20 protein-coding genes, 1 tRNA gene and 1 pseudogene are annotated in these 25,398 nt (G+C 37.0%); 19 read left to right on the forward strand and 3 right to left on the reverse strand.

Features of this window, described 5'->3' with window-relative positions; all coding sequences use genetic code 11:
• The first annotated feature begins 39 nt into the window (after positions 1–39).
• The 8 genes from G6Q10_RS01795 to G6Q10_RS01830 all read left to right on the forward strand — a co-directional run bounded on the left by G6Q10_RS01795 (position 40) and on the right by G6Q10_RS01830 (position 9,013).
• The gene (locus tag G6Q10_RS01795) at positions 40–1,503 is read left to right on the forward strand and encodes an NAD-dependent succinate-semialdehyde dehydrogenase (protein ID WP_370519495.1); all 1,464 of its coding nucleotides are present in this window, start codon (positions 40–42) and stop codon (positions 1,501–1,503) included.
• 376 nt (positions 1,504–1,879) lie between these two features.
• Positions 1,880–3,448: a ribosomal protection-like ABC-F family protein gene (gene abc-f, locus G6Q10_RS01800; protein ID WP_163652265.1), complete on the forward strand. Its 1,569-nt coding sequence runs from the start codon at positions 1,880–1,882 to the stop codon at positions 3,446–3,448.
• A gap of 94 nt (positions 3,449–3,542) precedes the next feature.
• Entirely contained in the window at positions 3,543–4,541 is a 999-nt protein-coding gene (locus tag G6Q10_RS01805; protein ID WP_163652267.1) for a permease, read from the forward strand.
• A gap of 15 nt (positions 4,542–4,556) precedes the next feature.
• On the forward strand, positions 4,557–5,390 hold the full coding sequence (locus tag G6Q10_RS01810) for a TIGR03943 family putative permease subunit (RefSeq protein WP_163652269.1): 834 nt from the start codon (positions 4,557–4,559) through the stop codon (positions 5,388–5,390).
• Between the two features lie 84 nt (positions 5,391–5,474).
• Entirely contained in the window at positions 5,475–6,395 is a 921-nt protein-coding gene (gene coaA / locus G6Q10_RS01815) for a type I pantothenate kinase (RefSeq protein ID WP_163652271.1), read from the forward strand.
• 123 nt (positions 6,396–6,518) lie between these two features.
• Entirely contained in the window at positions 6,519–7,241 is a 723-nt protein-coding gene (locus tag G6Q10_RS01820; RefSeq protein WP_163652273.1) for an ABC transporter ATP-binding protein, read from the forward strand.
• On the forward strand, positions 7,238–8,341 hold the full coding sequence (locus tag G6Q10_RS01825; RefSeq protein ID WP_163652275.1) for an ABC transporter permease: 1,104 nt from the start codon (positions 7,238–7,240) through the stop codon (positions 8,339–8,341). Before G6Q10_RS01820 ends, G6Q10_RS01825 begins: the two co-directional genes overlap by 4 nt.
• Positions 8,342–8,353: 12 nt before the next feature.
• Positions 8,354–9,013 carry a TetR/AcrR family transcriptional regulator gene (locus G6Q10_RS01830; protein ID WP_232057775.1) on the forward strand — a complete coding sequence of 220 codons (660 nt, stop codon included), beginning with the start codon at positions 8,354–8,356 and terminating at the stop codon, positions 9,011–9,013.
• Positions 9,014–9,060: 47 nt separating this feature from the next.
• Here G6Q10_RS01830 and G6Q10_RS01835 read toward each other — a convergent pair whose 3' ends face one another.
• Positions 9,061–10,296, reverse strand: coding sequence for a dicarboxylate/amino acid:cation symporter (locus G6Q10_RS01835; RefSeq protein ID WP_163652277.1), 1,236 nt, complete (start codon positions 10,294–10,296; stop codon positions 9,061–9,063).
• Between the two features lie 136 nt (positions 10,297–10,432).
• Complete coding sequence (locus G6Q10_RS01840; protein WP_163652279.1) at positions 10,433–12,415, reverse strand: lipoteichoic acid synthase; 1,983 nt, start codon at positions 12,413–12,415, stop codon at positions 10,433–10,435.
• Positions 12,416–12,673: 258 nt separating this feature from the next.
• Between G6Q10_RS01840 and G6Q10_RS01845 the strand changes: the two genes are divergently transcribed.
• The 10 genes and pseudogenes from G6Q10_RS01845 to G6Q10_RS10065 form a co-directional block, all read left to right on the forward strand.
• Positions 12,674–13,294 (forward strand): DNA-3-methyladenine glycosylase, encoded by a 621-nt coding sequence (locus G6Q10_RS01845; protein WP_163652280.1) that lies wholly within the window; start codon positions 12,674–12,676, stop codon positions 13,292–13,294.
• 63 nt (positions 13,295–13,357) lie between these two features.
• Positions 13,358–14,029: a class A sortase gene (locus G6Q10_RS01850; protein ID WP_163652281.1), complete on the forward strand. Its 672-nt coding sequence runs from the start codon at positions 13,358–13,360 to the stop codon at positions 14,027–14,029.
• Between the two features lie 114 nt (positions 14,030–14,143).
• Entirely contained in the window at positions 14,144–14,875 is a 732-nt protein-coding gene (locus G6Q10_RS01855; RefSeq protein WP_163652282.1) for an MBL fold metallo-hydrolase, read from the forward strand.
• Between the two features lie 15 nt (positions 14,876–14,890).
• Entirely contained in the window at positions 14,891–15,886 is a 996-nt protein-coding gene (locus G6Q10_RS01860) for a lipoate--protein ligase (RefSeq protein ID WP_163652283.1), read from the forward strand.
• 211 nt (positions 15,887–16,097) lie between these two features.
• Positions 16,098–16,168, forward strand: a tRNA-Gly gene (locus tag G6Q10_RS01865).
• An 82-nt stretch (positions 16,169–16,250) separates the two neighbouring features.
• Entirely contained in the window at positions 16,251–17,387 is a 1,137-nt protein-coding gene (gene queG / locus G6Q10_RS01870; RefSeq protein ID WP_163652284.1) for a tRNA epoxyqueuosine(34) reductase QueG, read from the forward strand.
• Positions 17,388–17,391: 4 nt separating this feature from the next.
• Entirely contained in the window at positions 17,392–17,901 is a 510-nt protein-coding gene (gene trmL, locus G6Q10_RS01875; protein ID WP_163652285.1) for a tRNA (uridine(34)/cytosine(34)/5-carboxymethylaminomethyluridine(34)-2'-O)-methyltransferase TrmL, read from the forward strand.
• Between the two features lie 15 nt (positions 17,902–17,916).
• Positions 17,917–18,654, forward strand: coding sequence for an oxygen-insensitive NADPH nitroreductase (nfsA, locus tag G6Q10_RS01880; protein ID WP_163652287.1), 738 nt, complete (start codon positions 17,917–17,919; stop codon positions 18,652–18,654).
• A gap of 383 nt (positions 18,655–19,037) precedes the next feature.
• Positions 19,038–23,147, forward strand: coding sequence for an immunoglobulin-like domain-containing protein (locus G6Q10_RS01885; RefSeq protein WP_163652289.1), 4,110 nt, complete (start codon positions 19,038–19,040; stop codon positions 23,145–23,147).
• 69 nt (positions 23,148–23,216) lie between these two features.
• Positions 23,217–23,334 (forward strand): annotated as a pseudogene (locus G6Q10_RS10065) (1,4-dihydroxy-2-naphthoyl-CoA synthase); the annotation flags it as partial.
• A 207-nt stretch (positions 23,335–23,541) separates the two neighbouring features.
• Here the strand turns inward: G6Q10_RS10065 and G6Q10_RS01890 are convergent.
• On the reverse strand, positions 23,542–24,372 hold the full coding sequence (locus G6Q10_RS01890; RefSeq protein ID WP_163652291.1) for a helix-turn-helix transcriptional regulator: 831 nt from the start codon (positions 24,370–24,372) through the stop codon (positions 23,542–23,544).
• A 125-nt stretch (positions 24,373–24,497) separates the two neighbouring features.
• Here G6Q10_RS01890 and G6Q10_RS01895 point away from each other — a divergent pair, with 125 nt between their 5' ends.
• Positions 24,498–25,334: an NAD-dependent epimerase/dehydratase family protein gene (locus tag G6Q10_RS01895; protein WP_163652293.1), complete on the forward strand. Its 837-nt coding sequence runs from the start codon at positions 24,498–24,500 to the stop codon at positions 25,332–25,334.
• Positions 25,335–25,398: the final 64 nt, after the last annotated feature.

Consider the following 25,398-nt stretch of genomic DNA (forward strand, 5'->3'; position numbering starts at 1 on the left):
CTTTTTTGTGGAAAAGAAAGAATAACGAATGATAAAGGAGTGTTTCTTGTGCAAGATAATCAATTACCTAAAGTTGAAACAAGATTGTTTATTAATGGGGAATGGACAACCGGTGGATTAGATCAAACGAAAGAAGTCATTAATCCAGCAACAAAAGAAGTAGTTGCCAAAGTCAGCCAAGCAGGGGAGGAGGAAACCAAACAAGCCATCCAAGCAGCGAAAGAAGCGTTTCCTAAATGGCGAGCACTGGAGCTAAAAGAACGGGTAAGCATTTTGCGTAAGATCAGTCAATTAATAGAAGAAAAAGCAGATGATCTAGCTAAAATTATGACATTAGAACAAGGAAAACCACTAAAAGAAGCAAAAGAAGAAGTTTTATCCGGCGTAGAAACCTTTTTATTTGCCGCTGAAGAAGCGCGTAGATTATACGGAGAGCGAATCCCCGCACCAAATAACCATAACTATATTGTTAAGAAGGAACCTATTGGAGTAGTCGCAGCGATTACACCTTGGAATTTCCCATCAGGTATGGTGACACGGAAGTTATCGCCAGCACTTGCAGCCGGGAATACGGTCGTCTTAAAACCTTCCAGTGATACACCACTTTCTGCTATAGCTTTTTTCGAAATTGCTAAAAAAGCAGGGGTACCGGATGGGGTGGTCAATTTAGTGATGGGTGATTCTACAGTGATCGGTGAAACATTAACGGCCAGTGATGACGTGCGTAAGTTAACATTTACGGGTTCAACCGCTGTTGGTAAATTACTTTTCAACCAATCAGGAGACACATTGAAGAAAATATCGTTTGAACTAGGCGGTCATGCTCCATTTATTGTTTTTGATGATGCTGATTTAGAAGAAGCAGCAAGTTATTTGATTGCTGCTAAATTTAATAATAACGGTCAAGTTTGTATCGCGCCAAATCGTATTTTTGTCGATAAACGAGTGAAAGATGAATTTACAAATCTTGTTTTAGAAAAGGTGAAAGGACTTAAAGTTGGCAATGGATTAGGAAATGTTGATATTGGCCCACTTATTCGTGAAGATGCGATTGGTAAAATTGAATCCCAGCTTGCTGATGCAGAAGAGAAAGGTGCAGATATCTTGATCGGCGGAAATCGATTAAGAGGTGGGGAGTATGATAAAGGGTATTATTTTGAACCCACGATTCTTGATCAAGTAACGCAAAAAATGAATATTTTTTATGAAGAAACATTTGGGCCAGTTATCCCGCTTATTTCTTTTAAAACAGAGGAAGAAGCGGTGAAAATGGCAAATGATTGTGAATTTGGCTTAGCTTCTTATTTCTTTACGAAAGATATTAGACGAGTTGAAGAAGTAAGCGATCAACTCGAGTACGGAATGGTTGGTGTTAATGAAATAGCTATTTCAAACGCAGAAACGCCATTTGGTGGGGTGAAACATTCTGGCTTTGGCCGTGAAAATGGCCATTACGGTTTGGAAGAATATACGCAAGTTAAATTTGTGAATGTAAGGTATTAGCTTGTTTGACCTGACACATGTTGATGAAAAGAGTCTTTGAGACATAAACAAAATAAATTGGCGATAAGCGCTTCCGCTCCAACTTTTAAATTGTATTTAGCGGAAGCGTATGATGTCTCAGACTCTTTTTATGTATGGAAACCTTGCAAACTTTTTAAATCTCCTTTATAATAAACACATTAAATTCAAAGGAGTGTAACATTAAGCCAATGAAGTTCTAATCCTATTTTTCGAAAATAATCAAGAATCATAGCAAAAATGATTTTTCGGATAGGATAAGTATGTTCAATTTGGCGTGTATCACTTTTTTAAAATAAGTGGCTTTTTAGCGAGACTAAAATTGAACTCCTCTCCGAAATGGATAGGGGTTTTTTTCATGTTATCAATCAAAATGAATCATGTAAAAATTGAAGCGCAAGGCGATTTGCTTATTGAAATTCCACAGCTAAACGTTACACGCGGGGCAAAAATTGGAATAATTGGTAGAAATGGCACAGGTAAAACAACATTACTTGAAACGATTGCTAGCTTACGTGAAGCAACAAGTGGAGAAATAATTACTTTTGATCAAATCGGCTATCTTCAACAAATTCAGCCAGTTTCAGAAAACTTAAGTGGTGGTGAGCAAACACGAAAGCTTATTCAGCAGATTCTACGCGAAAGCCCCGCGATTTTGCTTGTAGATGAACCAACTAGTAATCTTGATTTAGCTAGCATTCGTTACTTAGAGCATCAGCTGAAGCAGTACTCTGGTACGATTTTAGTCATATCGCATGATCGTACCTTTTTAGACGCTGTGGTGGATACAATTTGGCAATTAGAGGATAAAAAAATAACCGTTTACCCTGGAAATTACACAGCTTACTTGAAAAGCAAAAACCACGAAATAAAACAACAAGAGAAATTTTATGCTGAATACCAAGCAAAGCGCAAACAACTAGATCTTGCCATACGTCATCATCAAAAAGAAGCAAATAAAATGGAACGTCCCTCTAAACGGCTGACAAGTCAAGAAATTAGAGCAGCAAGGCCAAGTAAAGGCGTTCAACAAAAAAAGCAACATCAAACGATAAAAGCTATTGAAAAACGCGTTGAGAGATTAGACAAAGTAAGTAAGCCATTTCAATCTAAGCCGGTTAAGATTACTGTACCCGAAGCATATCAGTTAAAAAGGGGAGGCACAGTGCTCACTGTAAAAGAAGCAGAATTGTTTGCTGGCAAGAACAAGCTTTTCAAAACAAACCCGTATTCAGTTAAAGCAGGTGATAAAGTGGCAATAACTGGACAAAATGCTACGGGAAAAAGCAGCTTTTTAGGTGCATTACTTGATCCAGAAAATAAGGATTTTCAGTTGACACAAGGTGTTCATGTTGCTTATTTTGATCAGCATTTGAAAGACATCAAGCTAGAGGCTACATTGTTAGAAAATGTGGCTTTCGGCAATGCTTATGATCGAAATACTACTTTTGAGGTTCTTGGTAGTTTTCATTTTAGCGAATTAGACTGGCAAAAAAAAGCAGCGTTTTTATCTGGCGGCGAGCGTGTAAAGCTGTTTTTAGCCATGCAGCTTTTGAAAGGAGCTAATATCTTAATTTTAGATGAGCCAACGAATTATTTGGATATCGAAAGCATGGAAGCTTTAGAACAATTATTGAAAAAATATGATGGAACCGTTTTATTTGTTTCACATGATCGCACCTTTGTAAAAAACATCGCAACAGAAGTGATTGAGATTAGGGATGAAAAGATGTACTATCATAAGCAAGGCTTAGATGAAATGGAGGAAAAGCCAAGAACACAAGAGGAAAAATTACGCCTTGAACTTCGGCAGTCTGAGATTGCTGCAAAGCTTATGAATCCAAAACTATCAATGGCGGAAAAGACAGTACTTGACCAAGAATATGTCAAAAATAGCCAAGCGCTAAATAATTTTAGAAAAAGGTAGTGCAAAGATTCGTTCTTCCAATAAAACTTGATTTATTCTAATGTAAGGAATAAAATCAAGAAGTTATGATAACGGGTTAGAAGGAGGCATGATCTTGTTTAATCATTTACCAGATTCGTTTTTACAGATGAATACGATTTTTATTTCAATTATGATCGAAGCATTGCCTTTTGTTCTAATTGGTGTATTTATTGCAGGACTGATCCAAATGTTTGTTTCAGAGCGTTTTATCGCAAGTGTTATGCCAAAAAATAAATTTTTAGCTGTAATTGTCGGATCTTTGATCGGTGTTTTCTTTCCATCTTGTGAATGTGGAATTGTACCCATCGTCCGTAATTTGTTAGCAAAAGGAGTGCCACTTCATGCGGGAATTGCCTTTATGTTAACGGCTCCAATTATTAATCCAGTTGTCTTATTTTCCACCTATGTGGCTTTTGGGAGTCAGTGGGAAGTTCCCATTTTGCGTGTTGTAGGAAGCCTTGTCGTTGCCATCATTGTTGGCGTTTTACTGGCTTATTTTTATAAAGGAGAAGGGCTAAAAGAAAAATTTTTTGCTTATGAAAAAGCTGCACAAGAGGTTGATAATCAGGATGGGAGTGCAAGTTTAACAGCACCGATTGTGAAAATTAATGCGATAACGACTTTAGAAAATACACATGATGAGCATGACCACACTCATCATCATAAGGATATGTCATTTGGTTCTAAATTATGGCATACTGCGCAACATGCCGTGGATGAATTTTTTTCAGTTGGGAAATATTTAGTTTTTGGGGCACTGATAGCGGCGTTCATGCAGACCTACATTAAAACCGCTACACTTATTTCGATTGGGCATGGTCCAATCTTATCGATTTTATTGATGATGAGCTTAGCGTTTATTTTATCGCTTTGTTCAGAAGCAGATGCGTTTATTGGCGCTTCATTTCGCAGTATTTTTTCCACGCAATCGATTGTTGCCTTTTTGGTTTTTGGGCCAATGTTTGATATTAAAAATTTGATGATGATGTTCGCTTCATTTAAAACAAAGTTTGTGCTATTTTTAGTAGCAAGTGTCACGATCATTGTTTTCATTTATGCGCTTGTGATTTAAGGAGGTTGAAAATTGATGTTTCGAGCGATTTTGTTATTTGGATTCGGTTTTTATTTGATGTTTCTGCATATTTCTGGAAATATTAGTAAATATATTAATATGAAGTATTCTTATTTGTCTTTTTCAGCAATGTTTGCAGCTTTTTTATTAGCGCTCATTCAGCTTATTATTGTCTTTCGCGATGAAGATTTGAAGCATGAGCATGGTGGACATGTGCATTCTTTAGAAAATACAATTTGGAAAAAATTTTTTGTATATGGTTTGTTAGTTTATCCGCTCATTGCTGGCTTTTGTTTTCCGATTGCTTCACTTGATTCAAAGCTTGTGTCAGCAAAAGGCTTTCATTTTCCAAAAAATAATGCTGCTGGAGACGATCCATATGCACAAAATCAATTTTTGCGCCCTGATACAAGTGGCTATTTTGGCAAAAGCGATTACGCTAAAATGATGGAAAAAGAAAAAGCTGAAATTATTAAACAAGATCCAATGATTGTCACCGATGCGAATTATTTAATGACAATGGAAATTTTGTATAACTATCCAGGCGAGTTTATTGGAAAACACATCAAGTTCACTGGTTTTGTTTATAATGATCCAGTTGAAAAAAGTAATCACTTATTTTTATTTCGATTTGGAATTATTCACTGTGTCGCGGATTCAGGGGTTTTTGGAATGCTTGCTAAGATGCCAGAAAAAATAAAACTAGCAAATGATACGTGGCTGTCTGTTAGTGGCGTTATTTCACAAGAGTATTATGCGCCATTTAAGATGAACATTCCCGCACTTACAATCAAGCAATACACTAAAGTGTCGAAGCCAAAAGATGTTTATGTTTATCGTAAATACTAATCTAGATCCTTGCGCTTTTAGAAACAATACGTTATGCTTATTCATGATTTTACATTGAAGCTAATAAAAGGACGGACAAGATGAATGACTAAACTTAACCATTACTTTCATTTCGCGCGTGATGAATGGCGTCAACTTGAAGTTAGTAAAGATCAGATTTTAACAGCGGCAGAGTTAGAGCAAATTCGCGGCCTAAATGACCGGATTTCATTAGATGATATTTCAGAAATTTATTTACCGCTAATTAAGCTGATTGCGATTCAATATCATGAAGCCATTTTTATCCATGAGGAGAAGATGGAGTATCTCAAAAAGAAAGAACAGCGTGCGCCATTTATTATTGCACTCTCTGGAAGCGTTGCTGTTGGAAAAAGTACGACGGCACGTGTCTTTAAACTCATGTTAGATCGCTGGTTTTCAAAAACGAGACAAGTAGAGCTTGTTACAACAGATGGATTTTTATATCCTAATCATGAGCTTTTGAAACGTGGTTTAATGAATAAAAAAGGTTTTCCTGAAAGTTATGATAAAGCACGTTTTAGTGAGTTTTTGATTAATCTTAAGACAAATAAAAATAAGGTGGAAATTCCGCTTTACTCCCACTTTACTTATGATGTGTTACCTGAAACACGCACCATTAGAAACCCAGATATTGTGATTATCGAGGGGATTAACGTACTTCAAGTTGATTCAGCAGAAAATGTATTTCCAAGTGATTTCTTTGATTTTTCCGTTTATGTGGATGCCGCTGAAGAAAATATAAAAAAATGGTATTTAGAACGTTTTTTTATATTACGTGAAACAGCTTTTCAAGATGTAAATTCTTATTTTCATCAGTATACGAAAGTCAGTAAGGAGGAAGCAGGACGCTTTGCTCTTGAAATTTGGGATACAATTAATGGTGTTAATTTAAAAGAAAACATTGAAAAAACCAAGTATCGCGCGAACCTTATTCTCTATAAAGGACGTAATCATTTGGTTTCTGATGTATATTTAAGAAAATAAAGATTCGAGCTAAAAACGACAGAAGTGATCATTCGTTTAGGCTCGAATCTGTTTTTTAGTTTACAAATGATTGCAATTATGGTAAAAATGAGTGAGCACTCACTTTTATAAGGAGATGATGTCATGGAGGCGCTTATTCGTGCGACAGATTTAAATGTCAGCTTACATAAAAAGCAAATTTTACACAACATATCCATTGAAGTAAACCAAGGTGAAATTTACGGCTTAATCGGTCCATCTGGAGCAGGAAAAACAACACTTGTTAAAACGATTATCGGTATGGAAAAGGCAACAAGCGGACGGATTGAAGTACTGCAAACGAAAATGCCATCGCTAAAAGTGATTACAAATATTGGTTATATGGCGCAGTCTGATGCACTTTATAGTGATTTAACCGCACAAGAAAATCTCGACTTTTTTGCCTCGTTATATTCCTTGAAAGGCAATTTGAAAAGAAAACGAATCGATTATGCATTACAGCTAGTCGACTTAGAAAATGAGCGTAAGAAGAAAGTCAGTGCTTTTTCAGGCGGCATGAAAAGACGCTTGTCACTTGCCATTTCACTTCTTCAAGATCCTGATATTTTAATTTTAGACGAACCAACAGTTGGGATTGATCCTGAACTTAGAAGATCAATTTGGGCCGAATTAGATAAGCTGAAGCAGTCAGGGAAATGTATTGTAGTAACAACCCATGTCATGGATGAAGCTGAAAAGTGCGACCGATTAGCGATGGTTCGTGATGGACGGATCATTGCGCTTGGAACACCAAAAGAGCTTGCTAGTGAGGCGGAAAGTAATAAACTTGAAGATGCGTTTTTAAAATTTGGGAGGAATAAAAAATGAGGGTATGGGCCATTGTCAAGCGGATTATTAACCAATTTAAGCGTGATAAAAGAACACTTGCGCTAATGCTCATTGCGCCATTACTGCTTATCACGTTATTAAATTTTTTATTTGATGATAGTGATGTTTCACCAACAGTTGGTGTAGCTGGCTTATCAGCAGATATGGTAAAGAATTTATCGGATAAAAAGATCAATGTAAAAAAGTATTCTATGGCAACAGAAATAAACCATACAATTAAACACGATAAATTAGACGGTTTTATCAAGCAAACGGGAAATAGCTTAGATGTAACGTTTGAAAACAGTGATCCTTCTGTTACCCAGGAAATAAAGATGAAATTACAAAGTGCTATGATGACAAAGCAAGATGCAGAAACAAAGCAATTGGTGACCAAATTATCAAAACAAATGGGAGAAACGAAAACCAATCAGCAAGACATGCCAGGAGCTAAAAGTATGAAAACAAGGATGCATTATGTATACGGAAACAGTCATACGAAGTTTTTTGATACGATTGGGCCAATCTTTATTGGTTTCTTTGTTTTCTTCTTTGTTTTTCTCATTGCAGGGATTTCTTTTTTACGTGAACGAACAACAGGGACACTCGAGCGGTTGATGGCTACACCGATTAAACGCCTTGAGTTAGAACTTGGCTATATGATTGGTTTTGGCATTTTTGCATTACTACAATCTGTTCTTGTGGCATTATATTCTGTGCACGTTTTAGGCATGGTCCAAAATGGTTCAATTTGGTATGTCTTACTTATTACGTTAACACTTGCTATTGTGTCGCTAGCGCTTGGAATGCTGCTTTCAACATTTGCAAATAATGAGTTCCAAATTATTCAATTCATTCCGATTGTGATTGTACCACAAGTTTTATTTTGCGGTATTTTTAAAATCGAAGGAATGGCGGATTGGTTACAATGGATTGCGCATATTATGCCAATGTATTACGGCGCAACAGTACTTAAAGGGATTATGATTAAAGGTGAAACTTTTCAAGATTTTCAAGGAAACTTTTACATTTTGTTATTGTTTGCTGCTGTCTTTTTGATTTTAAATCTTTTTTCATTAAAAAAATATCGTAAAGCATAAGGAGTAGAAAGCATGGATCAAGAATTTGACTTAGTAAAACAAATGTTAAACGTGGCAGAACAAGATAAGCGAATGAGTGAAAAACAAAAGAAAATTATTCAAGCAGCGATCGAACTTTTTTCAGAAAAAGGCTTTGCTGGAACGAGTACAAGTGAAATTGCTAGGCGCGCAAGCGTTGCTGAAGGGACTATTTTTCGCCATTATAAAACAAAAAAAGATTTATTGATGGCGATTACGATGCCAACACTTATTGATGGTGTGATTCCCTTTTTAGCGCAAGATTTTTCGGAACAAGTGTTGACGCAGAAATATCCTGATTTTGAAAGTTTTGTGCGTGGGATTATTATGAATCGCTTTGCTTTTTCGAAAGAGAATGGGAAGGCAATTAAAATTTATTTTCTTGAGTTATTTTATCACGATGAGTTGCGTGAACAATTTTCTAACATTTTTATGACGCATGTGAAGGGGAAATTTGATCAACTCATTGATTATTATAAAGAACGAGGCGAAATTGCTGCAATGCCAAATAGTACCATTATGCGAGCATTAATTACAAACATCGTTGGTTTTTTATTAACACGTTTTGTCGTTATGCCAGATTCGGATTGGCAAGATGAAGAAGAGATCGATTTTACTGTAGCATATATTTTACATGGTATCGCTATAAAATAAAAAGCACCCTGATTCAAAACCTCGAATCAGGGTGCTTTTTTGAAGGATTAATTTTTATTTAAAAGCCAATTCTTTCCTTCAACAAAGCGTGTAATAAGCATGCTACAAACTGTATTCCCAGTTGAATTAAGCAGAGTTGCTGGAATATCAATAATGGTACTAATAATCATGATGGTACCAACAAGCTCAGGAGAGAAACCAAAGATAGAGCAGATGAGAAGTTCTCCTGTCATGCCACCGCTAGGAATGGCCCCCATAACAGCACCAACTAAAAAGGCTACTAAAATGATAGCTACAATACTTGTTGGGCTAGTCATATCTTTTCCAAATAAAGTAAAAAGAAAAGCGATTTTAATCATGCCACCGATAACAGAACCATCTTTATGGGTGTTTGCGCCAAGAGGAATAACTGTTTCTGCAATATCATCAGGGACGCCCATTTTTTTTGTTGCGACAAGGTTAACTGGAATGGAGGCAGCGCTAGAAGAAGTTGCAATAGCTGTTAAAGCTGGAGGAATAACGTTTTTCCAAAATGTCTGAATTCCTGCTTTACCACCGGCAATAAAGGCATATAAAGTGTTCATACCAAAGAAATAAATGACTGTAAGCGTCAGGTATAATAAGAAGGCATTGAGATAGCCATTTAAAATTTGTGGACCAAGACTCCCAACCGTTGTGGCAAAATAGCACCCTAACCCAATCGGTGCAGCGTACATAATGATTTGAATCATCTTTAAAATCACTGCTGTACCTGAATGAAGTAAGTCAGCAATAGGTTTTCCTTTTTCGCCAAGCATGGTTGTTGCCAAGCCAAATAAAATGGAAAAAAGGATAAGTGGTAATAGATTAGCTTTTGTAAAAAGTGCTAGAAAATCTGAAACAGTAAACGTAGATACAAGAATATCACCAATTGTCTTTCCTTTTTCAGCAGGCATTGTCGGTAAATGGCTAAGTAAAGCGCTAGTGTTAACGCTATGGAGTGGATTAAAGAGCGTTACACCAATAAACGCGATGATTGCTGCAAGAAGTGCTGTCATAACAAAAACAGCAAAAACCGTTCCGATGATTTTCCCTAGACGCTTCATTTGCTTCATACCAGCGATTGCTGAAGCAACACTTAAGAAAACAAGTGGAACAATCATAACAAACATCAGGTTTAAAAATAAATCACCGATGGGCTTTATCACTTGTGTTTTTTCACCAAAGATAAAGCCAGAAACTCCACCAAGTATAATACCAAGTAGTAGACAAATCGTAAATGTATAATTGCGTAGTATTTTCATTTTTTTCTCCCTTTCAAAAATGTCCTTCATTAAGAATAGCAAAACATCATAAAAAAACTTGGAACTTTTGATACGCTTCCCTTATCTAGCAATTAGATAAGGGAAACCATTCATTTTTCTCATTCCAAGTTTTTTGCTATTTAGATTCCGTGCTTGCTGCATCATCTGTTGTTTTAGAAGGAGTTTTCTTGCTGTAGTTGTATTTATTTGGTTCAATTGGCTTGAAGCCTTTTGGTGTATGAAATCTTAATAGATCTCCTTGTAAGATTGCATCTGAAAGTTCAAGTTCTTTTGCAACAGCGTCTTTTGTTTCTTTCATTTCTTTTGTTTCAGTTGTAATAGGCTGCCCTGTTACTTGATTATAATAGTTTCCACCAATAGACGAAAATTTAGAAGAAATAAAGTCGCCATTTCTAAATGGTACAACTTGTTTATGATCTTTTGAAAGTAAATCTGAACCCATCTGTAAATAATCTTTTGAATCAATACCAAGTAAGTGAAGAAGTGTTGGTAAGACATCAATTTCACCACCATATTGTGGTTCGATGCCACCTTCGACACCTGGAACATGAATCATGAGTGGTACGCGTTGTGCTTGAGCATTTTGATAAGCATTATAGTCTTTACCAAGTACTTGCGTCATCGCTTTCGCATGATTGTCAGAAATACCGTAATGGTCGCCGTACATAATGATCACGGAATTATCATAGAGTCCTGTTTTTTTAAGGTATTGCAAGAAACTATTGACTGACTCATCAAGGTAACGAGCTGTTTGGAAATACGTATCAACAGAAGAATCACCAGTGTTTGCTGGGCCAATACTTGCCTCAGATGAATCAATTGGATAAGGGAAGTGATTGGTTAGTGTGATGAATTTTGCATAAAATGGTTGTTTAAGCGACTGAAGATAAGGCTCGGATTCTTTGAAGAATGGCTTGTCTTTTAAGCCATAGTTCGATACATCTTGATCATTCATATCATAATAGCTTGCATCAAAAAAGTGTTTGTATCCGAAATGCTTATATACTTCATCACGATTCCAAAAGCTCTTATAATTTCCATGGAAAACAGCTGAATCATAACCCAAGCTACCAAGAATACCGGGCGCTGATTGGAATGTATTTTGTCCTTTTGTTGTAAAAGCAGAGCCTTGAGATAAACCATAAAGTGAGTTCTCAAGCATCATTTCAGCATCAGCAGTTTTCCCTTGGCCAGTTTGATGGAAGAAGTTTGTAAAGCTTAATGTATTTTTATCTTTGAAGAATTGATTAATCGTAGGTGTTACTTCTTGTCCATTCAATTTGTAGTTAATTAGGAATTGCTGGAAGCTTTCTAAGTGAATATAGATGACGTTTTTGCCTTTTGCTTTTCCAAAATAGGTCGGATTTGGTGCTGCATATTTCGAATTGGTGTAGTTAAGTACTTCATTGACATCACTACTGTCAGCAAGTGCGCGTTGTGTTTGCGATTCTGTACTCTTTACAGCGTCATAAATCTGATAGTTCGTCATGCCTAGATATTTAACAATGTAATTTCGATCGAAGGTTCTTGTTAAAAGTTGTGGACGGTCAATTTCAGCAAGGCCAAGGTTAGCAAGAAATACGGCTATACCAAGCGTTAATACCCCAACAACTTTTCTTGCTTGAATACGTGCGCTCTTGTCTGGTTTAACAAAGCGAAATGCGAGCAAAGCGATGAGAATTAGGATATCTACAAAAAAGAAAATATCCGTCCAATGGATCAGCGCAAGAACACTTCCGCCCATATCGCCCATGTTTTGCATTTGTTTTGGGTTTAAATTCGGTAAGGTAATGAAATCGCTGAAAAAGCGATAATATACCATATTTGCATAAAGAATAAACGTCATCAAAAGGTCGATGATGATAAGCCAAATAAATGATCGCTTTCCTTTAGCAAAAAGTGCAAGGCCTAGAAAGAAAATGGCCGCACTAAGTGGATTAATCATTAATAAAAATTGCTGCATTGTATTTTCAATGCCCAGTTTAAATTGCGTTTCATATGCAATGACTGATTTCAGCCAAAACAAAATGACAGCTAGAATAAAAAATCCATAATTTTTACTAAAAAAAGCTTGGATTTTTCCTTTTCTATCATTCATAGTACACCTCTCCTATACTCTTCTTAGCAGAGTATCAATAAAATTGTTATTTTCATAAGACGAAAAAAGCAGGAGCATGTATAAAATTAACTTTACACTCATCCCACAATAACATAATTTTATCATAACTTTACTAAAAGGCAAATGATATTATATGGGGCTTCAGAATGATTTTTCCTATTTTTCGCATGCAATTTTAAAATGGAACAGTTAAAATAAAAAAGATGATCGATTTAATAAAGACAGGTGGAAGATAAAATGACAAGTGTAGAACAGCTTTTTTCATTAAATGATACAATCCTGATTGCTCGAGATTTACTTGGGATGAAACTGGTTCATGAAAAAGATGGTATCCGTTATGCTGGATTGATAACAGAAACAGAAGCCTACCTTGGTTCCTATGACCGGGCGGCTCATAGCTATAAACATCTGCGAACGAAGCGAACAGAAATTATGTTTCAAGAAGCTGGATTTGTTTATATGTATCATATGCATCAACAAGTTTTACTCAATTTTATAACAATGCAGGCAGGAATTCCTGAGGCGGTTTTAATTCGTGGACTTGAGCCAGTTGAAAATATGGATCAAATGATTCGAAATCGAAAAGGGAAAAGTGGTCGAGAAATTACAAATGGACCTGGAAAGTTAACAAAAGCACTTGCTTTAACAATGGATGATTACGGTAAAAGCTTATTTAGTAGCAACATTTGGCTTGAAAGTGGAAAAACACCGGAAAACATTCTTGCAACGGAACGAATCGGTATCCCAAATAAAGAACTTGCCACATTTTATCCGCTGCGTTTTATTGTTAGTGGGAATCCTTATGTTTCTGGTCGAAAAATGTCAGCGCATGTGAGGAATGGATGGGCCAGCAGTTAGCCTCTAGTTGAAATATTGCCTAAGCTACTGTATAATAAGAAAACCAAACAAAGGAGGAAGTAAATGTTAAGAAAAAGGAAAACAATTGCTATTATTATACTTTTAATTGGCTTACTACTTGTGTTCTCTCCTTTTATTAAAAACTGGATTGTCGAATACCTCAGCACACATCACAAAATCGGACAATTTTCAGCAGAAGAACTAGAAAGAAACAACCAGAAAAAAGCCACATTTGATTATAGCAGCGTAGAACCTCCTTCTGTAACAAATGTATTGAAGGGCGCAAAAGATTATAATAAAGACGCTGTAATTGGGAACATTGCAATCCCATCTGTAGACATTAATTTACTTACATTCAAAGGAACAAATAACGCCAATTTATTAGCAGGTGCAACAACAATGCTTGAAGATCAAACTTTAGGAAAAGGCAATTATCCACTTGCAGGCCATCATATGCGTAAACAATCGATGTTATTTGGACCATTAATGAATATCAAAAAAGGTGCCAAAGTTTATATCACTGATTTGAAAAAGATTTATCAATACGAAATTGAACAAACTAAAATTATTAAAGATACCAATGTATCTGTTTTAGACCAAACGACAGAGCCAACCATTACACTAATTACTTGTGATAAACCAACAGAAACGAATAAACGCTTTATCGCAACAGGTAAGCTTATTAAAACAGAAACATTAACAAAAGAATTGAAAAACAAATATTTTAATTCATAGCTATTAAGTCTGGAAACGTCACTGATGTTCCAGACTTTTTCTAAGCATTGTTTTTTTGGCTTCAATATGAATTTGTTGTATGATAGGAGAGGATAAAAGGAAGGGTGGAGAATAATGCAATTAACTATATTTGGACATTGGGGCGGATACCCTGTTAAAAATGAAGGAACATCAAGTTATTTGCTAGAAGAAGATGGTTTTAAGTTATTAGTCGATGTTGGTGCAAGTGCGGTTTCAATTATGGAAAATGTTATTAACCCAAATGACTTAGATGCAGTCATTATTAGTCATTATCATCCTGATCATGTAGCTGATGTTGGCATCTTACAGCATGTGCGTCTACTTTCAGATCAAGTCAATAGACCACCTGTTTTACCAATTTATGCACATCGTGAAGACGAGCGAGGTTATTCTTATCTAGACATGAAAGACGTAACTAAAGCTTATGAATATCAAGTTGATGATACGCTAACAATCGGCCCATTTAAGGTGACATTCTTAAAAACGATTCATCCTGTTCCTTGCTACGCTATGCGCTTTGAAGCGAGGGGAAAAGCTTTTGTATATACTGCGGATAGCGCATTTTTTGAAGCGCTCATTCCTTTTGCCAAAGAAGCTGATTTACTTGCTGCAGATACGAACTTTTATAAAGATATGGCCGGGAAATCTAAAGTACACATGGCAAGTATCGAAGTGGGAGAAGTTGCTGAAAAAGCAGATGTAAAGGAGTTAATGCTTACTCATTTACCGCAAGTAGGCGATTTGAACACACTAAAAGAAGAGGCAAGCACAGTTTATTCCGGCCCAATTACAATCGCCAAAAAGGGCTTAAGAAAATTAATTTAAAGAGGAGAATGAACGGTGTATTTCATTAATAATAATAACGAAAAAGATCCACGAATTAACTTAGCAGTAGAAGAATTTATTTTAACTGAACTTAAGCTTAAGGAACCAGTGTTGCTTTTTTACATTAACAAGCCCTCTATTATCATTGGTCGCAATCAAAATACAGTTGAAGAAATTAATACAGATTATGTTGAAAAAAATGAAATTATCGTTGTGCGCAGGTTATCTGGTGGCGGAGCAGTTTATCATGATGAGGGGAACTTGAATTTTAGCTTTATTACGGATGATGACGGGGATAGCTTCCATAATTTTGCTAAAGTTACGCAGCCAATTATCGCTGCATTAAAGCGTCTAGGGGTTAACGCTGAACTTAAAGGGCGGAATGATCTTTTGATTGATGGCTATAAAGTCTCTGGCAATGCCCAATTTGTAACCAAAGGAAAGATGTTTTCGCATGGGACATTAATGTTTGATTTAAATCTTGATCATGTTGCAGCAGCACTTAAGCCACGCAAAGATAAATTTGAATCAAAAGGCATCAAGTCAATACGCAGTCGTGTAGCTAATATTTCACAGTTTATGGATGAGGAAATGTCAACAGAAGAATTTCGTGATTTATTATTGCGTCATATTTTTGATGTAGAAAATGTAAAAGATGTAAAAGAATATAAGTTAACTTCCGAGGACTGGAAACGCATTAGCGAAATTTCAGTAGCCCGTTATGCCAATTGGGAGTGGAATTATGGAAAATCACCTAAATTTAATTTAGAGCACACAAAACGCTTTCCAATTGGTTCGATTGATATCCGTTTGAATGTCGCTAGAGGGATCATTTCTGATATTAAGATTTTTGGAGACTTCTTTGGTGTGGCTAACATTGATGAGATTGAAGACAAATTAAAGGGTATAAACTACCAAAGAGAAGCATTAGAACAGGCTTTAGCAAATATTGATGTGAAAAACTATTTTGGTAATATCACAAAAGCAGAATTTTTGGAGCTACTTTATTAAAGAATGCTATGTGGGTATTTTGAAAACGAATGTATAACATGATGAAATTCTGATCTGACCTTAATTTTAAAAGGTCAGATCAAAATTGTTAAACCTATTATCTACCCACTTTTATGTACAAAAAAACCTTTTTCTAAAAAAAATGATAAAATCTCTTGTCAAAACAAACATGGAATGTTATCATATAAAAGTTGTTACAAGAAAATTTTATGCGGGTGTAGTTTAGTGGTAAAACTACAGCCTTCCAAGCTGTTGTCGTGGGTTCGATTCCCATCACCCGCTCTTAAACCTGTTACTAACGCAGTGTTTCGACCTTTTTAAGCGAAGCATTGCGTTTTATTTTTGTATTTATGAGGTGGTCCATTTGAATCTGCTGAAATTCAAAAAAGAAGTCATCCAATACGCTAAAGAAATCGGCATTGAAAAGATAGGCTTTACAACAGCTGATCCTTTTTTGTTTCTAAAAGAGCGACTTGAAGTAGCTAAAAAAAAGGACTTCTTAACCGGTTTTGAACACCCCAATAGTGATGAACGTGTCTATCCAGATTTAATTTTCGACAAACCAAAGTCAATCATTGCTATTGCTTTAGCTTATCCTGCGAAATTAAAAAATTCTCCTACAAATCGGCGAGAAAATAGACGCGGAGAGCTAGCAAGGGCCGCTTGGGGAATCGACTATCATCATATTTTACAGGAAAAGTTAGCTAAGCTTGATGATTTCATCAAAAAACAGTTTCCTAACGCGAAAACAAAATCAATGGTCGATACAGGAGAGTTATCAGACGTTGCCGTTGCTGAACGGGCAGGACTAGGTTCACGTGGGAAGAACACACTCCTTATTACACCTGAATATGGCTCGTGGGTTTATTTAGGGGAGATGATAACAAATATCCCTTTTGAGCCAGATCAGCCAATTGGGGATTTATGTGGAGATTGCAATCAGTGCGTCAAATCTTGCCCAACTGGTTCACTTCTTGGTATGGGGAAAATGAATCCCAAAATCTGTCTGAGCTATTTAACACAAACAAAAGGCTTTTTGGATGAAAAATATCGTGAGGTGCTGCATAATCGTTTATATGGATGTGATACTTGTCAGGTTGTTTGTCCGTATAACCGTGGACACGATTTTCATTTCCACGAAGAGATGGAGCCAGATCCGCAAGTTGTTCGTCCAGAATTGAAGCCGCTTCTTTCAATATCAAACAAAGCATTTAAAGAAAAGTTTGGTGCAAGTTCTGCTTCTTGGCGTGGAAAAAAACCAATTCAGCGGAATGCAATTATTATTTTAGGGCGTTTTAGAGATAAGACGGCTATACCAGAACTTATCACATGCTTAACTGCTGATCCAAGACCGGTCATTCGCGGAACAGCAGCATGGGCTCTTGCCAAAATTGGCGGAGAAGAAGCAGCTAATGCCATTTCTTTAGCTAAAGAAAATGAAACGGACAAAGAAGTATTACAAGAAATGGAATTTGCTGAAAAAATATTAGAAACAAGGTGAAAAAATGCCAAATCATATTGTTCTTTATCAACCCGAAATCCCTGCAAATACAGGGAATATTTCACGCACCTGTGCTGGAACAGATACGCATTTACATTTAATCCGCCCGCTTGGATTCAGTACAGATGATAAAATGTTAAAACGTGCAGGACTTGATTATTGGGATCATGTTAAGCTTGCTTATTACGATTCACTAGATGAATTTTTCCAAAAAAATAAAGAGGGAAATTACTATTGTATTACTAAATTTGCTCGCCATCTTTACAGTGATGCTTGTTATCAAGATGACAAGCAAAATCATTATTTTATCTTTGGAAAAGAGACAACCGGCCTCCCAAAAGAACTTTTACAAAAATACGAGAAGACGGCCCTGCGTATCCCGATGACTGACAAAATCCGTTCGCTAAATTTATCGAATACAGCAGCTATTATTATTTATGAAGCATTAAGACAGCAACATTTTGGCAAGCTTGATGTAGATCCTCATTATGAACAGCAAATATTTCACGATTAAAGAGGAGGGGGAAAAGTGAATTCAACCGTTGAACAAATTTTAAGTCATTATTCAGTCCGAGCTTTTCAAAATAAGAAACTAACACAAGATGAAATTCGCTTATTGGTTCAAGCAGCTCAGTCTGCTTCGACATCTAATTTTATGCAGGCTTATTCAATTATCGGTGTATCTGATCAGGAAAAGCTTAATGTCATTGCTGAAATTTCCGGAAGTGCTAGTTATGTGGCACAAACAGGTCATTTCTTTGTTTTTGTGGCAGATTTAGCTAGAAATAAAGAAATTGCCGAAGTGAAAAATGTTGATTTCACTTCTTTAGAAACAACAGAAAAATGGCTTGTTGCAGTGATTGACGCTACACTTGCTGCTCAAAATATGGCTATTGCAGCTGAATCGATGGGCCTTGGTATTTGCTTTATTGGTGGGATTCGCAATAATTTACGACAAGTATCCGAGCTGCTTGAAATTCCTGACTATGCTTTACCTATTTTTGGCTTAACTATTGGCCATCCTGCTCAAAATTCTGCTCCCAAGCCCCGCATGCCAGAAGAGTTAATTTATCATGAAAATGTTTATCAGAAAAAAGATAAGTCCCTTTATAACGAATACGATGCAACGATTCGTGCTTATTATGAAAAAAGGACAGGCGGAAAGCGCATTGAAAACTGGACAGATCAAATGGCACGTGGCACGAGCCATCCAACAAGGCTTGACATTAAAAGTTTGCTTACAGAAAAAAACTTAGCTAAAAAATGAATTTATGAATAAATCAAAGTGCACGCTAAAAGTTAGATTAGGAAGTCTAATTTTTGGGGTGTATTTATTTTGTTTAAAAATAATAGAGTCATAAAAGTACAGGGGAAAATGATAAATTGTTTATATGCATAAAAATAAGAGCCTTAGCAGGTTAATACAGTAATAAGACAAGCAGATTGGATTAAAAGATAAAATTAGTGAATGAAACTTAAAAAATTGTTAAAAATGGTAACTTTTAACAATTTTTTAATCAATTTTCACAAACTATCTACATACTTGTGCAAGAAAATTTATTATTATTTATAGAGAAAATAACAGAAGGAGGGAATTTTTTAGTACAAAACAATTTAATGATTATCAATCAGATAATGAGGGGGATATACGTGAAAAAAAGTTTTATAGTAATTTTAACATTAATGATGTTGAGCATGTCTTTAATGCAACCTCTATCGGTATTTGCTAAGGTCGAAGATTCAGGATCAGGCGAGCAATATATTATCGATCAAAACGGAGGACAAAGTCAACCAATCACAGTAGTAGGACTTACTCCTGGGCAACACTATACAATAAAAGCAGATGTTATGGTTCATTCACTTACTCCAGCGCCTTCAAGTACAGTTGGAGACGTGGACTTAACACCTGTTATAGTTGTCAATGATTACATGCAAAGTCGAACGGATACTGCATTTACTTTAGCAATTAATGATACAGGAACACAAATTTATGATGAAGAAATGACGGTAATGTCACCTTCTTTTACAGCAACATCAACTACCGCTACAGTTTATGGAGCGGGCTTTATAAATGGAGCCAATAATAAAGATGCAACTGCTGTCATGAGGATAGGAAACGTAAGAGCAGTAAAAACAAGTGATGTCGATAATGAATATCCAGATACCACTGCTAATCCAGTAGTAAACCCTGTTACTGAGATCGACACAACTGTAACTGGGACTGCAGAACCAAATGCCAATATTTTTGTGAGAACAGGTACATTCGATAATCCTATCATGATTGAAGGCGGTGTTGCAGATGCATCTGGACGCTTTAAAGTGAATATACTCGCACAGAAAAAAAATACAGCTATCTATGTAAGTGCAACCTCACCAAAGAAATTAGGAAGCTGGGACACAGGGGTAATCGTTAGTAGTGCACCTATTACAGCTACACCAACAATAAACACAGTCAAAGATACCGATAGCGAATTAAGCGGAACCGCCACACCAAATAGTATCATCACAGCGAAAGCAGGCAACCAAATCATCGGCACCGGCACCACAAACGGAAGTGGTGACTATACAATCACCATCACCAAACAAAGCGCCGGCACCGTAATCAGCGTCACAGCCAAAGAAGGAGCCAAACAAGAAAGCGCCGCCGCAACGACAACGGTTGTTTCAAACAAAACGGCCACACCAAAAGTAAATCCCGTCAAAGACACCGACAGTGAATTAAGCGGAACCGCTGCCCCGTACAGCACGATCACAGCGAAAGTAGCAGGTGAAATCATCGGAACCGGTAGCACAAACGGAAGCGGGATCTACACAATCACTATCACCAAACAAAGCGCCGGCACCGTAATTAGTGTCACAGCCAAAGAAGAAAACAAACAAGAAAGTGCGGCCGCCACCACAACGGTTGTTTCGAACAAAACGGCGACACCAAAAGTAAATCCCGTCAAAGACACCGACAGTGAGTTAAGCGGAACCGCCGCCCCGTACAGCACGATCACAGCGAAAGTAGCAGGTGAAATCATCGGCACCGGTAGCGCAAACGGAAGCGGGATCTACACGATCACCATCACCAAACAAAGCGCCGGCACCGTAATTAGTGTCACAGCCAAAGAAGAAAACAAACAAGAAAGTGCGGCCGCCACCACAACGGTTGTTTCGAACAAAACGGCGACACCAAAAGTAAATCCCGTCAAAGACACCGACAGTGAGTTAAACGGAACCGCCACCCCATACAGCACGATCACAGCAAAAGTAGCAGGCCAAGTCATTGGAACCGGCAGCGCAAACGGAAGCGGGATCTATACGATCACCATCACCAAACAAACCGCTGGCACCGTAATCCATGTCACAGCCAAAGAAGGCTCTAAACAAGAGAGTGCGGCCGCCACCACCACCGTAAAAGCTGTCCTAGATTATAGCTTAACCGTACCAAAAAGTTACGCAATGGGCACAAAAACCATTACTGGAACTTATGGCAAAGGCCTAGCGTATATTCGTTTATTCATAAATGGCAAAGTCGTAACCCAAGCCACAACAGACAGTCAAGGCAACTACACCATCAACAATGCAGACAAATATATCACTAAAAACACAGATCAAGTTGACATCGTAGGTGTTGACCAACGCTACGTAGAACAAACAAGAAAAGCCGTCCCTGTCACAGGCGAAATCGATTATAGCTTAACCGTACCAACAAATTATCAAATCGGAACCAAAACCATTACTGGAACTTACGGTAAAGGCCTAGCGTATATTCGCTTATTCGTAAATGGCAAAGTCGTAACCCAAGCTACAACAGACAGTCAAGGCAACTACACCGTCAACAATGCAGACAAATATATCACTAAAAATGCAGACCAAGTCGACATCGTCGGCGTTGACCAACGCTACGTAGAACAGGCAAGAAAAGCCATCCCTGTCACAGGTGAAATCGATTATAGCTTAACCGTACCAACAAGCTATCAAACCGGAACCAAAACCATTACCGGAACTCACGGGAAAGACTTAGCGTATATCCGCTTATTTGTGAACGGCAAAGTCGAAGCCCAAGCGATCACAGACGGTCAAGGCCGTTACACCTTTAACAATGTAGACAAATATGTAACGCGTGGAACAGATAAAATCGAAATCGTTGGTGTCGATAAACGCTACGTAGAGCACGCAAGAAAAATCGTCCCAACCACCGACGGTGATTTACAAGATGATCATTTAACCGTTGATTCTTATCGTTTAGGAAGTGCACAACTGACCGGAACGTATGGCAGTCACTTGGCGTATATCCGCTTATTTGTGAATGGCAAAGTTGAAGCCCAAGCGATCACAGACGGCCAAGGGAATTACACCTTTAACAAAGCATCTGCTTTCATCCGCTCTCATTTGGATCAAGTCGAGGTCGTTGGTGTGGATAGCAGGTACAAAGAATACGCACGAATCAATGTGCCATTATCAGGAAGCTTAGACAACACCTTAACAGCCAAACCCTTCATGATTACAGAGAATACACTAAGTGGAACGCACGGCACAAATATCGCTTACGTTCGCTTGATCATAAACGGTAAAACAGAAGCCCAAGCGATCTTAGATGACCAAGGCAACTATACATTCACCAATATGAAAAAATATGATCTTCAAAGCACAGACAAAGTCGACGTCGTGGGTGTCGATGCACGTTATGTCGAACAAAACCGCATCGCCATTTCCCTACTCGGCAACTATGATTACAGCTTAAAAGCAGATGCCTATAACTTCAAGGATCCAATCCTGACAGGCACCTATGGACAAGATATCGCTTATGTTCGTCTAGTCGTTAATGGAACGATCCAACAACAAGCGACACTGGATCCAACCACACATACGTATAAATTTACTAGCGTTAATTGGTTTGTGGAAACACCTAATGATAAAGTCGAAGTCATTGGCGTTGATAAAAAATACAGAGAGCAAAATCGCATCAATATCCCAGTGAAAGGAAATTATGATTATAGTTTAGCAACCAATGGCTATGTTATAAAAACAGCAACTCTAACAGGGACAGCTGGAGCAGATGTTAAATATGTCACATTGAAGATTAATGGCATTGGCGTCGCAGAAACGAGTGTCACAGCGAATGGAACATTTGCCTTCGCGAACATGAACAGCTATGAAATCCAACCCAATGATGTCGTTCAATTAGTCTCTCAAGATCGCACAAAACAAAATCAAGTGACCATCCATGTCCCTATCACAGGAAACTATAATTATAGCCTAACTGCTTCTCCATATCTGTTAGGTGACGCTACCATAGTCGGGACTTTTGGCGCGGATGTAGCCAAAGTTATCTTAAAAGTCAACGGCACCATCGTAGCCGAAGGCGTGAAAGGAACCGCTTCAGCGTATACCATTTCGAATGCCAATCAGTGGATAACCAGTCTAACCGACCAAGCAGAAGTTGTCGCACTGAACAGTAAAGGAAAAGAAGTAGCACATGCCGCAGTAGCGATCGATAAGGTAAGAGATTACAAACTTGATATCATAAGCGGCCCTTATACAGTAGGTAGCTGGTCTTATGTACATGGAAACATGGGCGCAGACATCCAATACGTTCGTTTGTATCAAAACGGTATCCCTGTACGTACAGGGAAAATCAACCCAGATGGCACCTATGATATGTATGTCACAGAAACAATTACCGCAGCAAATTGGCAAGACACATTTGAAATTGTTGGCTTAGATAGTCAACTTAAAGTTGTCAACAGAGTCAACGTTATTGTACAAAAATAATTCAATGATACATCACTCACACAAGTTAGCATTCATTTAACTTGTGTGAGTGACTTAGCAGGAATTTAACAGCTTGTAGGCGATGTAACACTTCTTTAATTACACAATGGATGAAGCTAAAGAAGATCGCGATGCATTTAAAGAAAAACGCGATCCTAATTATAGTCAATTTCCAAAGTATCCATAAATTTAAATAATTTTATTAGAGATAAGCAAGTTGATTTTTTAAATAAATCAGCTTGTTTTTTGTTTAGCGTAAAATAATTATCTTTAATTAAAAAATACTTATCAATAATATATACTAAAATAATTTACTTAAATTTGATCAAATTTTTAATAACAATAAGGTTTGCCAAGCTATATAGCAAAATATACACTAAACTACTTCCTATCGTTATTGATGGAGTTGCTTTCTTATGATCTCATGCAGCGTTTTATCCGTAGTAAATACCCGTAAGCTTAAACTAGGGTTATCAGGAGTTTGTAATATACTTTGTTCGCATTCTAACAACCCAATTTCAGGATGCATAAAAATTTTTTTACTGTTGCTTGCTATGCTTATTTTCTGCTGTATCCAAGTCTTTTTAAATAGGCTGCTAGTTTGTTCTAGTTCTTCAATCAACTGCTGTGCCTTATCATCTTGTGGATATCTAGCGCGATCTGCTCGGTATCTTGCAATCATTACTTTTGCTCTCTTTTCCCAGCTGTTACCATTAAGGGCAACCATAAAGGGATCTGTTAAAAAATGACGTAATAGATTAGGAAGATAATGAACATTTTGATCATATGGATGGAAGTGAAAAACAAATTCTGCGGACTTATTCCATATAAGGATATCCCAATATTCATCAATGATGTAAGCTGGATCTGGATCTAAAGAGTCGACAATTTGTTTTAAGCCTATAGAGATTGTTTGTTGCTCTTTCTTTTTTTCTAATTTTGTACCAGTAGCTAGAGAGAATAAATATTGTCTTTCTGAAGTTGACAACAAGAGTGCATCTGCTAGGGCTTCTAAAACATTATTAGAAGGATGAACATTTTTACCTTGTTCAATTGCCGTATACCAAGATACACCAATATTGGCTAATTGTGCCACTTCCTCTCGGCGTAAACCAGGCGTTCTACGTCTACTATTTGGAAGGAGCCCGATTTGTCTAGGAGTTATTCGATTACGAGCTTCTCTTAAAAAAGCACCTAAAGTTTGTGTATTTCCATTGTCATTCATGATAAACACCTCTTTAATAATTATCCTACTACTATTAATAGTACGATAAAGAACATCATGTTGCCAACTACTATATTTGTTACACTATTTATGTATTCGAATTTGAAGAGAGAGGTAGATAATTAATGAAATTTTTTATTACTGGAGGAACAGGAAAAGTTGGAAGTAGATTCGCTTGTTATTTACTAAATAAAGGATACGAAGTAAAATTACTTGTGCGTAGCATAGAAAAAGGTAAAGCTCTTCAAGAACGAGGCGCGGAATTAATTTTAGGTAGTCTTAGTGATTATTCCTTTTTGGTAAACGCTATAAAAGGAACCGATGCTGTCATCCATCTAGCTGCCCAATTTAGAAATATTAGCGATGAAGAAGTAGCATGGGAAAATAACTATGAGGCTAGCTTGATAGTTGCTAAAGCTGCTATTGAAGCAGGTGTTAAGCGTTTTGTTTTCAGTAGTACAAGCCTAGTTTATGGAGGCATTGAACATACTAGACCTTGTCTGGAAGAAGAAAAACTTGCACCAAAAATGCTTTATCCCAAAACAAAAGCAGCTACTGAAAAAGCTTTATTAGAATTAGATCTAGATCTTCGTATTGTTCGCTTTGCTTTCGTTTACGGTGATAGAGATAAGCATATTGAAGAATTTGCGCCTATCATGCAAACTTGGAATCCAAAACAAAAGCTGTCTCTTATTCATCATGATGATATTTGTCAATCTCTTTTATTAGCTGCTGAAAAAGAGGGTGTTGCTAAACATATTTATAACGTTGCGGATGAAGAACCTATTAGTGTAGCTGATCTTCTAGACCTAAATCATATGCCAAAGCAAAGTCCAGAAGCTCATGATACGCCATATGATGAATACGGAATGCTTCTCGATACTACAAAAATTAAAGCGGAATTAGGATTTAAACCAAAGTATCCATCTTTTAAAAGCGCTCTTGATGCTGATGCTTTGTAATAAAAATTTGTTTGAAGCCTAGAATATTCACATTCTAGGCTTTTTGTAAATGAGAAAATAAGGT

The sequence above is a fragment of the Listeria sp. PSOL-1 genome (assembly GCF_902806445.1).
In the GTDB taxonomy this organism is placed as follows: Bacteria; Bacillota; Bacilli; order Lactobacillales; family Listeriaceae; genus Listeria.